The sequence below is a fragment of the Rhodococcus sp. C3V genome (genome assembly GCF_029269915.1).
Taxonomy (GTDB): domain Bacteria; phylum Actinomycetota; class Actinomycetes; order Mycobacteriales; family Mycobacteriaceae; genus Rhodococcus_F; species Rhodococcus_F qingshengii.
In genome coordinates this window covers 35,235-49,067 of record NZ_JARJBE010000020.1, presented here as the reverse complement: position 1 = coordinate 49,067, position 13,833 = coordinate 35,235, and the positions used below count along the sequence as shown (strand labels likewise).

The 13,833-nt window shown below is 61.8% G+C and carries 4 protein-coding genes; all 4 read left to right on the top strand.

Features of this window, described 5'->3' with window-relative positions:
* The first annotated feature begins 2 nt into the window (after positions 1-2).
* Positions 3-5,798 carry a type I polyketide synthase gene (locus tag P3G66_RS29770; RefSeq protein ID WP_276117578.1) on the top strand — a complete coding sequence of 1,932 codons (5,796 nt, stop codon included), beginning with the start codon at positions 3-5 and terminating at the stop codon, positions 5,796-5,798.
* Entirely contained in the window at positions 5,791-6,966 is a 1,176-nt protein-coding gene (locus P3G66_RS29765) for an acyl-CoA dehydrogenase family protein (protein WP_276117577.1), read from the top strand. Before P3G66_RS29770 ends, P3G66_RS29765 begins: the two co-directional genes overlap by 8 nt.
* Before the next feature lie 109 nt (positions 6,967-7,075).
* Positions 7,076-13,036 (top strand): non-ribosomal peptide synthetase, encoded by a 5,961-nt coding sequence (locus tag P3G66_RS29760; protein ID WP_276117576.1) that lies wholly within the window; start codon positions 7,076-7,078, stop codon positions 13,034-13,036.
* Entirely contained in the window at positions 13,023-13,805 is a 783-nt protein-coding gene (locus P3G66_RS29755; protein WP_276117575.1) for an SDR family NAD(P)-dependent oxidoreductase, read from the top strand. Before P3G66_RS29760 ends, P3G66_RS29755 begins: the two co-directional genes overlap by 14 nt.
* Positions 13,806-13,833 lie beyond the last annotated feature (28 nt).

Below are 13,833 nucleotides of genomic sequence, written 5' to 3'. Positions count from 1 at the left end.
GAATGTCGAATCATCGTGATGTGTGGGATGCCCGGCTCCGTGAAGGATCCGACTTTCCGCGTGGGCCTCGCGTCCACGAAGCAGCAGAGTTCGAGCACGCACTGTTCGGGATCTCCGACCGTGAGAGCGAGTCGATGGACCCGCATCAACGACTCGCACTCGCACTCGGGTGGTCGGCCTTCGAGGATGCGGGGCTGCTACCGGCGGACCTGGCGGGCACCGAGACAGCGGTCTACATGGGGATCATGAACGATGATTGGCGCACAGCCCCGTCGAGGCCGTCGTCGGTAGATTCGACGACCTTCACCGGCGGAATGCGGGCGATGGTGGCCAATCGCATTTCGCACCATTTCCGGTTACAAGGATCAAGCGTGACGCTCGACACCGGTCAGTCCTCGTCATTGGTCGCTGTGCACGAGGCTGTGCGTGCGCTCGATCACGGTGAGTGCACGATCGCCGTCGCCGGGGGCGTTCACCTCAATCTCGACTCACGATCACACGACGCAGCAGCGAAACTCGGTGTGATCTCGACCCGAGTTCGCCCGACCCTCTTCGAGGACGACGCCGATGGATTCGTCCCTGGAAATGGTGGCGCCGTCGTGATCCTGGAAAGACTCGAAGACGCCCTCAGTCAGGGTCGACATATCCACGCAGTGATCGAGTCGACGGCAACAGGCCACGATGGTGGCGATGCAGCGTTGGTGACACCCTCGCCGGAGGGGCATCTGCGCGTCGTGGCCAAAGCGCATGCAGCGGCGGGTATTACCCCCACGGATCTGGACTACGTCGAGCTGCACGGCTCGGGAACCAAAGTCGGTGACAATGCGGAGGCGAAAATGTTGCGGGCCCTCGTCTCTGGACGTGCAGAGCCGCTGATGGTCGGATCGATCAAATTGGTAACCGGACATCTTGAGGGTGCCGCAGGAATCCTCGGTCTTCTGTCGGCAGTGCAGGTTCTGCGTGAGGCGCGGGTCCCGGGTCTTGCGAACCGCCATCCGGGGGCTGTGTCAGCCGAACTCGACTCTCTCGGAATCAGATTGCCTGTCAATACGATAGTGCTACCGACCGACCGAATCCGGCGCGCCGGGGTCAGTTCGCTCGGAATGGGGGGAACGAACTGCCATGTCGTGCTCAGAAGTTTCGCCGGCGAGCCTGCGGGAGAGACGAATGTGGATGACCGGCCGTCGGCGTTCGTGGTTTCGGGTATGACGGACAGTGAGCTGGCGGCGAACATGATTCGCCTCGCCGACCACGTCCGAGCGCAGGCCCCGGGAGAAAGTGGTCTTCGGTCGACGGTGTCCGCCACCCTGACGACCAAACGCACGCATCTGGCGCACCGTGTGGGCTTCGTGGCTTCGACTCTAGAGTCCGCAGTAGATGCTCTTCATGCGAGCGCTGCAGGGCGCGCGGTCCGCGGAGTTTTTCGCGGTGGTACCTCGAACAATCCGACAGCGTTCGTCTTCCCTGGTCAGGGCAGTCAGAGAGCAGGGATGGGTGCCGAACTGTATGCACACGTCCCCGCATACGCGCGACACCTCGACCAGATCGCCGCTCTGGCGGATCCGGTACTGCCTGCGCCGTTGCTTGCAACGATGTTCGACACGTCAGAGGACACCGCTCTGCATCGGACCCTGTTCACCCAGATCGCGCTCTTCGCCCACGGTGTCGCGCTGTGCCGCACACTCGAAGAGGCTGGAATCAAGGCCGATCAACTGATCGGTCATTCGGTCGGCGAGATCGCGGCAGCGCATGTGGCCGGCGTATTCGATCTCGCAGATGCAGTTCGCATCGTGGTTGCTCGGGGCAGGTTGATGGATTCGGTCGGTACCGACGGAGCGATGGCTTCGGTTCGTGCCGACATCGATACCACGACTTCTGTGGTGGCAGTCGGTGACGGTCGGCTCGACATCGCTGCAGCGAATGGTCCGTATTCGACGGTCATCTCCGGTGACCGAGATGCAGTGGACGAGGCGGTTCATCGTCTGGCAGAGGAAGGTCTGCGCGCCCGGAACCTCGAAGTCAGCGCAGCGTTTCACTCGCACCACATGGATGCCGTTCTCGACGACTTCCGCGCAGAGGTCGCAGGCGTGCGGTTGAACCCGCCTTCGCGACCACTGATGTCGACCACCGACGGGAAACCGGCCGACGCGCAGAAGATGCAATCTCCCGACCATTGGGTTCGCCACATCAGGGAGAGTGTGCGATTCGATCTCGGCCTCGCGAGCTTACTCGACATCGGGGTAACCGCGTTCTTCGAAGTCGGCGCCGAATCTGTGCTGACAACACTGATCGAAGGATCACACGCTCGTGGGACCCGAGTGACAGCCGTCTCGTGCTGTACGCCGGGTGCGGAATTCGTTTCCTTCCTGACATCGGTCGTAGCGGCGCACACTCTCGGCCACGAGGTCGACTGGACAAGGATCGACAGCCGACTGAACGGGGAATGGGCGGACCTTCCGGGGCACGACTTCGGTGCCAAGGTCTCCGCCGCAGATGACCGACTCGACAATGTCGAGGTGGGCGGTGAGCGTAAGCCGGGTTCTGTCTCACTGCCTGAGGTTCTCGCGGCCTTGGAACTTGTGTGGTCGAGTCGAGGACTGACGCTCGGGAGTGATGACAGTACGCTGCCGCTCGCGGATTCGACGCTCTCGGACCTCGGGATGACGAGCGCAATGGTGTTGGAACTGCGTGACGAACTAAGCGATCTGACCGGTTTGCAGATCCCGACTGCGATGGTTTTCGAATATCCGACACCTCGCACGCTGGCCGACGCACTTGCACACGCGAGCGCGGCACAGAACCACGCCGAGCCCCGTAAAGCTGCGCTCGCACCGCGCGGCGCTCGAACGGACACCGCCGATGATCCGATCGTGGTGATATCAGCGGCCTGTCGGTTTCCCGAAGGTATCAGCAATACCGAGATGCTTTGGGACCGAATCGCATCGGGAATACCCATCCGATCTGCGTGGCCCAGCGACAGGGCGCCGTCGTGGTCGGAACCAGGTGACCATCCGCAGGTGGGCGGATTCCTCGACGACCATGATCACTTCGACGCCGCCTTCTTCGGTATTTCTCCCCGCGAGGCGCGGGCGATGGATCCGCAGCAACGGATCGCCCTCGAATTAAGCTGGGAGGCAATCGAACGCGCATCTGTGAACCCTGCATCGTTGCGTGGCAACGAGGTCGGGGTCTTCTTCGGCGCAATGGCCGGGGACTACGACGTGGCAGCCGCCGAAGTCGGTGACGCGTTCGGAGGGCACCGTCTCACCGGGTCGTCGTCCGCAGTCATTTCCGGACGCGTGTCGTACACACTCGGTTTGATCGGCCCGAACCTGACCGTGGATACTGCATGTTCATCCGGTGCCACAGCGATACACCTTGCAGCATCTGCACTTTCGTCCGGCGAATGCGAACTGGCGCTGGCGGGGGGGATTACTGTGATGAGTACCCCCCGAATGTTCACCGATTTCCAGAAGCTGGGGGGGCTGGCCCCAGACGGTGTATGCAAGCCGTTCTCTGATCTGGCGAACGGCACCGTGTGGAGTGAGGGTGGTGGGGTCCTCGTTCTGGCGAGAGAGTCGTATGCGCGAGAGCATTCGATGCCCGTTCGAGCAATTCTGCGGGCCAGCGCGATCAACCATGACGGAGCGAGTAACGGGCTCACCGCACCCAACGGCGGTTCCCAGCGCAGGCTGATCGCTGCTGCTCTCGCGCGAGCAGACTTCGCGGTGACAGACATCGACGTCGTGGAAGCTCACGGAACGGGCACGGTCCTCGGTGATCCCATCGAGGCTCAAGCTTTGGTGGATACCTATGGTGTGCGTGGCAAAGATTTCAATCCGTTGCTGGTGACCTCCTCGAAATCAATTCTGGGACATACACAGGCCGGCGCGGCGATGGCTGGTGTGATGACCGTATTGGAGGGTTTTGCGCGGGGCGCGGTGCCGGGCGTTGCTGCGTCCGGTCCGGTGACAGGCAAGGTGGACTGGCCGGGCAGCGTCGAGGTCGCGGTGGGCGTGTCGCCATGGCCGCAGACTCGGCGACCCCGTAGAGCGGCGGTCTCGTCATTCGGCATGAGCGGAACCAATGTGCATCTCGTTCTGGAAGACCCCTCCACATGTCCGAGGGTCGAACGAAATCCTCAGGACACAGCGGTACCGATCCTGATGTCCGCTGATAGTGCCGAACGACTGGCGCGTCAATGGGACGCTGTCACTGACTGGGTCGCCACGCTGCCCTCCGATACCGATGTCCGCGACATCGCGCGGTCACTGCACGAGTCGCGTCCTTCGTATCGCTATCGGGCGGCGTTGTCGGTAAGCCGAGTCGATGAACTACGCGGAGCGCTTCGTGCAGGCGCTGCGCTGGAATCTGGAACAGCGCTTCCGAGTCGGCCTGTAGTCTTCGTCTTCGCAGGTCAGGGCTCACACTGGGTAGGTATGGGTGCGGAGCTTCTTCGGGAAAGCGCGGTATTTGCACGTATCGTCGACGATTGCAGCACCGAGTTCTCACGTCATGTGGATTTCTCGGTTCGGGAAGCCCTCGAATATCCGGCCGTCGCAGGGCTGGATTCACGCCGCACGGATGTCGTCCAAGCGACATTGTTCACGGTGATGGTCGGCTTGGCAGGTTTGTGGCGATCTGTGGGTCTGGTCCCGTCGGCTGTGGTCGGTCATTCACAGGGGGAAGTGGCCGCTGCGTACGTCGCGGGCGCCCTGTCGCTTGCCGATGCTGTTTCGGTTGTCGCGCAACGCTCTCGGATGATCACCGCTCATGTACCGGCAGGTGCGATGGCAGCGATCGATCTCGGGGTAGTCGAGGTCGAGGAAACGCTGAACCGTGGGCACGGGGGTGTGGAAATCGCTGCAGTCAACGGTCCGCGTCACACCATCGTCGCAGGAGACACGGCGGGCGTCTGTGCGCTCGTCGAGGAACTCGAGGCCCGTGGACACAGAACCCATGTACTCGATGTCGCTTATCCGTCGCATTCGTCGGCGGTGGACGTGCTCGAAGCACCCTTGCTCGATGCTCTCGGATCGCTCCATCCACGAGCGGTGACGATACCGATGATGTCGACAGTGACCGCCGATTTCGTCTCCGGTGAGGAACTCCATGCGGGCTACTGGTTCGCCAATATTCGGAAAACAGTCTCGTTCGCTGCGTCCGTGGAAACGCTGGCGGACAAAGGGTTCAGGACCTTCGTCGAAGTCTCTCCTCACGAGATTTTGACTCCCGCGGTCACTGCTGTGTTTGATGAGAGATTCGACGAGTCGGCGGTGATCGGCACACTGCGTCGAGGCGCTGGTCGATATCGCGACTTCCTTCGTGCGTCGACGCGTGCGTGGGTAGAGGGGGCTTTCGCGAAGTGGGCTCCCGAGGCGTTCGGTTTCGAGGCACGGGTGATCGACGTGCCGGTTACCTCGTTGCTACGGCAGAGGTTCCGTCCGATACCAGGGCCGGGCATCGAGAATGCCGAGGGTGACGCGAGTGTGGGGTCTACGGATAAGTCTGATTGTGCGAATGCTGAAGAAGCACTGACGGATACGTCGACTCTGATACTTTCGCTGATCACAGATGTACTGCAACTCGATTCGGGGATCGGCATCGAGCCCGGGCGGCCGTTCGCGGACCTCGGGTTCGATTCACTGATGCTCGTCGATTTGCGGCGGCGGATCAGGACGCGTACCGGCGTTGTGGTTCCCGCAGGGATCTTGTCCACTACCAGCACACCGGAGATGGTTCGCGCCGCAGTCGACCAGTCTGCTACCGCATCGACCATGGGAGAGCGCAATGTTTGACAATTCGTTCGGTTCATCACTGGCACAGCAAGATCGAGAGACGACCGAGAGGTATTTTCCAGGGCTGGCAACCGCGCTGGGGAAGCATTCGACGCTTGACCTCGAGAACATCCGTGGTCTGGCGCTGACGGAATTCAAGACCGCGGGTGGCCCGTCGATGTTGGTGCCGGTTTCGGCTGGCGGACAGGGTCTGTCCTGCTCCGATGCGTTGGCCGTTCAATCGGTACTCTCGTCCATTTCTCCGGCGCTGGGGGTGGCGACGATGATGCACCATCTCGCTGTAGTCTCGTTCGTCGAGTACCTACGGGTCCATGTCGGAGACGACGCTCCGCAATGGGGTCTGCTCGAAGTCGTTGCCCGAGAATGCCTGTTGATGGCGTCGGCGTCCTCGGAGGCGCGCAGCGGGAAGGGTGCGCTCGTACCGAGAACCGTTGCGACACAGACCCCTGACGGGTTCGTGCTGCGTGGATCGAAGAAGCCGTGCAGTCTCGCCGAATCGATGGATCTGCTCACCGCCAGCGTGACGATACGCTCGTCGGGTCCCGATGATGGGACCGTCGGACTTGCTATCTTGCCCGCTGGAGTCGAAGGCCTACGGGTGGCGAAGTTCTGGCGCACGAGTGTGCTCGACGCGGCCGAGAACGACGAAGTGATCCTCGACGATGTCGAGGTCACCGCAGAGATGGTTCTTCCCGGTGGGCAACCGACTCAGCGCATGGACGAACTGCAGGTGCGGGCATGGATTTGGTTCGAAATCCTCGCCTGCGGCACCTACCTCGGACCGGTCATGGCGCTCTACGAGCGGGCCGTCGAGGCGGGGCGGGTGGGAATCGACCACCGCGGTCTTGGCGACGTCTCGGCGAGAATCTACGCCTGCCGAGCAGCGGCGGATAGCGCAGCAAGGACATTCGAGACCACAACGGATTCGGACCGCGCCATGGCGCACGCGCTGATGGCGCGGAACTTCGTGCAAGAGAGCGCACCTGCTCTGTGTGCAGAGTTGTCGCGGCTACTGGGCGGGCTGGACTTCGTAGCAGATCCGTTGTCGGCCTACATGATCGGAGCATCTCGCGCGATGGCATTTCATCCACCACGTAGCACTGCTAGTTCAGAGGCACTCGGTGAATGGGCGCGTGGTAACGACCTCGATCTGGGAATGTTCGGATGACCGACCGCACTCCACGTCACAGTCCTTACTCTCCCACATCCATTTTCCGGCATCTGTCGACCAACTCTGTCTGGCACCTGTCAATCAACGCCCGGAAGGCGACATCTCGATGAGAACCGCAGAACCCGTCGCCGTCGCCATCTTGCATACCGAGGACGTCGACCGATGGATCGACGCAGCGACGGCACTGGCGGAGCCGAATGCTGTGCACCTTGCACACATCGGTGACGTTGACGTAGAACTCGAGATGGCGCGGTTTGCCCGCAGTGAGAAGCGCCGCGCAGCATCGGCTCACGTCGGTGCATGGAACGCCGGTATCGCTGTCGTGGGCCAGCGATCTTCCACCGACCGCCGTGCCGGGCGGATTCATGTCTGCGCACCGGCGGACGGTGGGCATGAACTACTTCCGTTGGCGGTGGCGTTGACTCTTGCCTCACGGATCGCCGGAATCGAGCTGTGGGCCGACGACATCGCGCGGCTGAACTCCGCGACAGGCGGGCTGGCAATCGACCGACCCGCACCACAGACGTTCCCGGACCGGCGGCGCATCGTCGAGCACGTCGAGTGCTCGGATGTGGAGATCCTACGCCGCATCACCCGGGCAATGCCCGCGCTGGCGCCTTCGGCGATCTTGCACCTCGATGACATCGATCTGGAGAGCGAGAGCAGGTACGAGCAACTGTATTTCACGGATCAGGCGGGCTCGACAGTCGCTCGCGGTTCCAGGCTGCTCTGGCCGCCGCGTCTCATCGAAGCAGGGACCTTGATTGAGCACTCCCACGATCCTTCGATGACAACACCCGTCTCCGTCGTGGTGTCGGCACATCAGAACTCATCGACCGTGTCGATCGACTACGACGCCGACACCGTCGATCCCGCGAGTCTGAGGGAGTTCACACAGAGCCTTCGATCACAGATCCCGGACAGCAATTCTTATGATGGGGTACGGAGTCTTGCTGAACGAATTCGGGAGCAGGTGGAGGAAGGAGGCGACAACGTTGCAGCCATTGCCTACTGCGAGAACGGCACCACCACAGAATTGACGTATCGCGACCTGGACGGACGGTCGGCTGTGTTGGCGGCAGAGCTTGTCCGGTGTGGGTTCGGACGCGGTTCGATCATAGGTATAGCTCTGGGACGCGGTATCGACGCTGTCGTGGCCACAGTCGCGGTACTCCGGGTCGGGGGCACCTATCTGCCACTGGACCCGAGTTATCCACAGGACCGGGTGGCGTTCATGTCTGCCGACTCCGGCGTCGAGGTCGTGATCACGGCCGACGAGGGGAGCGAAAAGTACTGTCGTCGAATTGATGTCGGTATAGCTGCACAACCTGGTGCCGAACATATGCCGTGGGTCAAGACCAGTGCCGACGACACGGTGTACGTGCTGTACACCTCCGGATCCACCGGGACCCCGAAAGCTGTGGCGCACACTATTGCAGCGATCTCCAATCTCGTCGATTGGCACATCGCGACGTCGACGGCTGAACGTGATCGCAGGGTACTGCAATTCGCGAGCCTGAACTTCGATGTTGCGGCACAGGAGATCTTGACGGCCCTGTCGGGAGGAAAGACGCTCGTCATACCCACGGAAACACAACGCACCGACCCGACATTGCTCGTTGAACTCATTCGTGAGGCTGGTGTCACCGAGTTCTTCTGTCCACAGGTTCTTCTGCAGGAGGTCTGCCGAACCGCTGTACGAGAAGGGCATACGGTCCCGTTGCTGCGACATGTATTCCAGTCCGGCGAGGCACTTGTGATGAACGAGTGGATCGACCGGTTTTTCCACGCGAACCCTCGAGCAACACTGCACAATCACTACGGACCGACCGAGACACATGTGATCACGGCGCTCGCGTTGCCGCGGCGATCGGTCGCGCGAGGGCCTGTGGCACTCGGACCGACGATCAGTGGTGCCGATGTGCGAGTGCTCAGTGAGGATCTGACACCTGTTCCCGATGACGAGATCGGTGAGTTGTACCCGACTCAGGGGCAACTCGCGCGTGGGTACCTCGGCCGGCCGGGGCTCACCGCTGCGCGTTTCGTCGCGGATCCCTACGGTGCGCCCGGGGCGAGGATGTACCGCTCGGGTGACATCGTGCGCCGGTCGAGCGCGGGGTCGCTGTCGTATGTCGGTCGATCCGACGATCAGGTCAAGATTCGCGGTCACCGGGTCGAACCCGACGAAGTTTCGACTCGGTTGTTGGAGTTTCCCGAGGTGCGCGGTGCTGCGACGGTCGTCCGCCGCATCGAGGGTGGCACTGCGGCTCTGGTCTCGTTCGTCGTCGTGGACACCGGGGTGCACTTCGACGGCGAGACGATGCGAGGGGAACTGGAGAAGATGCTGCCCTCGTATCTGGTGCCGGAGTCGGTTCGTTCGATCGATCGATTGCCTTTGACGCCCAGCGGCAAAGTCGCCAAATCCGACTTGGTTGCGCTTTGTGACGACTATCGGGCGCCAGGGAGTGTGTCGTCTCGCTACACCAGTTATGCGGCCGAGATACTTTCTGGCTGTTGGACATTAGTCACCGGTCGGTCGGACTTCACGTCAGACTCCGACTTCTTCGACGTCGGTGGTAATTCCCTCACTGTCATCAGGCTCACGGCAGAAGTCCACGATCGCTTCAGCGTTCGCATGGGGGTGGCCGACATCCACGGCAATCCGCGATTCGCCGACCAACTCGCACTGATCGAGGCGCGCATGGCCGATTCGGTGATCGCGCATCCGGAGTTGCCGCTGAGAATCGTTCGCGATTTGCAGAGCAGGTACGAGCCCTTCGAGCTGCTCGATCAACAGCAGGCATATCTGATCGGCAGAGGGTCGGATCTAACCGGCGGAAACGTCGCCTGCCATCTGTACATGGAATTCGACGGCCGTCGTGATGACTTCGACATCGCGCGGGCACAGGAATCGTTGCGCCGCACGATAGATACGCACGACATGCTGCGTGTGGTGTTCGATGAAACTGGACCGAGCCAGCGGGTGCTCGCGCACGTCGAGCCATACGTCATCGAAGTCTTCGACGGAACGGACCCCGCCCTCGAGGTCGCAGAATCAGTTCGTCGTCGCCTGTCTCACGAGGCATGCCCGGCAGACCGATTCCCGTTGTTCACCGTGACGGCAATCGAACTTCCTGAAAAGATGACGAGACTGTGCGTGAGCATCGACTCCTTGCTTGCCGATGCCCGCAGCGTGCAAATCTTCTTCGACGCATGGTCCGATGCCTATGCCGGACGTGAGATCGCCTCGCCTGAAGTATCGTTCCGTGACTACGTGCGCACGATGTCGAAGCTCCCCAGTACCAGCGCATTTCGGGAGGCGAAGCAGTATTGGCTCGATCGAGTCGATTCGCTGCCCGCCGCACCGGCATTGCCGATGACCGTCGACCCCGTGGCCGCTTCCGAGACAGTGCCCGAGTTCGTCAGTCGTCGCCACGTCATGTCAGCGCCGCAGTGGGAGAGACTGTGCCGCTTCGGACGACAGCGCGGCCTCACCCCGACGGGAATTCTGGCTACGGCGTACGCCAGTGTGTTGGCGCAGTGGTCAGACGAGAGTCGATTCCTGCTCAACATCCCGACCGGCAACCGATTCCCCTTCGACGAACACGTTCAAGGGATCGTCGGTGAATTCGCCTCCTTCGAGCTTCTCGAAGTGGACATCTCAGGCGAAAATTCCTTCGAGAAGGCAGCAATCGAGTTGCAGGAGAGGTTGACCCGCGATCTCGATCATCGCCACTTCAGCGGAATGGAGGTTGTCCGTGAGCTGATCCGTCACCGCGGCGGCCTCGCCGGCCCGATCGCACCGGTGGTCTTGACGAGCGAACTCGGAGTGGGACGTGGCGTAGACGCAATCTTCGGCGGCGTACTGCGCGAGTCGTACACCGTCAGTCAAACTCCGCAGGTCTGGATGGACTTACTCGTCCACGAGCGCGAGGGTGCACTGGTGATGAACTGGGATGTCGTGGAGTCGATGTTCCCGGACGGCATGGTCGAGGATATGTTCGGGCTGCTTGTCGAACAAGTGGAACGACTTGCACTGGCGGAGCACGAATGGTCGTCGCTACCTGTTTCGGCAGTCTCGCCGGCAGATGCGGACAACAGAGGCGCCGACGTTGCGCGGCCGGCTGCCCACCTTGCGCCGCACGTGATGATTGACGATTGGGCTCGTCGTGATCCCACGGCTGTCGCGTTCATCGACGGTGACGACGCCATCACTCGCGGACAGCTGGCTGCGCAGGTGCACGATGTCGCCAGTCGAATCCGTAATGCGACTGCAGAATCCGACGTCGATGCGAGCACCGCGGGCGTTGTGGCGGTCCTGGCAGAGAAGGGATGGCGTCAATACGCGGGCTGCCTGGCGGCGATGCACGCCGGATACGCATACCTACCGATCGATGTGAATCAGCCGGTGGTACGTACGGAACGAATCTTGTCGACGGTCGGCACCCGCTGCGTGCTGATCGACCGCAGTGATCGCGAGGTTCCTGTCGATGCGCCCACGGTTCTTCTGGACGGGGAGATCGATCTTTCATTCGGCGAGTCGGTAACACAGCACCGAACCCACGACCCGGCGAGTTGGGCGTATGTGTTGTTCACTTCGGGGTCGACGGGCGAACCGAAGGGCGTACCGATCACTATTGCCGGAGTGACGGCGTGCGTGACGGATACGATCGAGCGCTTCGCGATTTCCGCGGCAGATCGTTCCCTGGCAGTCTCGGCGGTCCATCACGACATGTCGTTGTTCGACGTGTTCGTGATGCTTGCAGCAGGTGGTTCGGTGGTGATCCCATCTGCGGGCGCCGCCGATCCCGTTCAGTGGGCGGATTTGGTGGTGCGTCATCAGGTGTCGACGTGGTGCTCGGTACCGGCGATGGTCGAGATGGTGCTCAGCGGGGCCCGCGTTCTCGGACGCAAATTGCCGCTGCGTCTCGTATTGACCGGTGGTGACTGGATTCCCCTGCCGCTGATCGAGCACCTGCGTGAGCAGGCGCCCGGCGCCGAGATGGTCTCGATCGGAGGACCGACCGAGACAACGGGGTGGAACATTTTCTTCCGGATTCCGCCAGAGGGTACGGTCCCACCGGGCTGGTCCTCGGTGCCGTACGGCGCTGCGATGGCTGGTGCGCACTATCGAGTAGTCGACAATGCAGGAAGAGATAGACCGGATTGGGCTGCCGGGGAACTGGTCGTCGAAGGCCCCGGCGTCACACCGGGTTACATCACCGGAATCGACGATGATCGCAGACGTCAGGACCGCCGTACCGGCGTCGTCCACTTCAGAACCGGCGATCGAGGACGATTCCGGCCCGACGGGCTGATCGAATTCCTCGGCCGCTGGGACGACACGATCAAGCTCCGCGGCCACCGCATACACCCAGGCGAGGTCGAATCAGCGATCGAGTCGTTCCCCGGCGTACGCAAGGCCGCCGCGCTCGTCGTCGGAACTGTGTTGCATGGGTTGATCGAAGTCGCAGTCGACGGGAAGGTCGACTGCCGTACTGGGACCGAGACAGGACCTGTGAGCGCTCTCGATGCAACAGCATTGCGGAGCCACCTCGAGGCACGGTTGCCCTCGCACATGGTTCCGTCGTCGATGACGTTCACCGATGCGCTTCCGCTGACTCGGAACGGAAAGGTCGATCGAGGGTCAGTCCGCGATATGGTCTCGGCGAACGCGGTGAGGTCACAGGGTGATGGCGTTGCCGAGTTGGCCGACGCCGCACCACTGGATCGTTTGGTGTGCAAAATTTGGTCAGATTGCATTGTCACTGTCGATGTTCCGAAAATTGAAGCAGTGCCGAGGGACAACTTCTTCGCGCTCGGAGGTGACTCGTTGGTGGCCTCACGCATCGTTCTGGTTCTGCGAGAGATCTTCGACGAGGCAGTCTTCGGTGTCGGTATCGTCTTCGCGAGTGAGTCGGCGGAGGATTGCGCCGTGCGCCTGAGAAATCTCGAGCCCACGCCCGGGAGGTTCGACGAGATCGCTTCCTGGTATCTCGAGATCGACGCCATGGGCGATGTGGAGCTCGAGCAGTATCTGAGTGCGGACGTCGATGCAGAGGAGTGAGAACCGGGTCGCATTGGTGACCGGTGCAAGTTCGGGAATAGGCGCAGCCTTCGTCAAGGCGCTCGCATTGCGTGGATATCGTGTGGTGCTCGTCGGCCGTGAGCGAGAGCGGTTGCAGCGCAATGCCGATGCGGCACAGCATGTCGGTATTTCACACGAGGTGATGGAAGCGGATCTTATAACCCGAGCCGGGCGAGACGCAGTGTGTGCCCGATTGGAAGAAGGAGTCGACCTGCTCGTCAATGCGGCTGGTCTCGGATTGTCCGGCGCCTTCTGGACCGTTCCACGGACAGATCTCATAGGACAACTCGACGTCAATGTCACCGCGATGATGGAAACCACGCGGGCTGCGCTCGGACCGATGGTCGATGCTGGCCGAGGGGCGATCATCAACGTCTCGTCCATCACAGGTCTTGTGCCCGGTCGGGGAGCGACGTATGCCGCGTCGAAGGCGTGGGCCGTCTTCTTCACCGAGGGACTCGCGCCGGCATTGGAGGGAACCGGCGTGCAGATGCAAGTGCTGTGCCCGGGCTTCGTCCGTACCGAGTTTCACGCGCGTGCAGGAATCGATCTGACATCGATGTCGAACCGATGGTGGATGGAGGCGAGAGACGTCGCCCACCGTTCACTCGTCGACCTCGACCGCGGTCGAACACTGTCCATCCCGGGGTTGGGTTATCGAATCCTGTACGGCCTATTACCCAAGCTCCCCAGACATCTGGGACAGAAGTTGAACCGGACTATCGGCAATTCGTCGGTTCGATCTTGAACACCCGCGTGTAGACCACGCAACTATG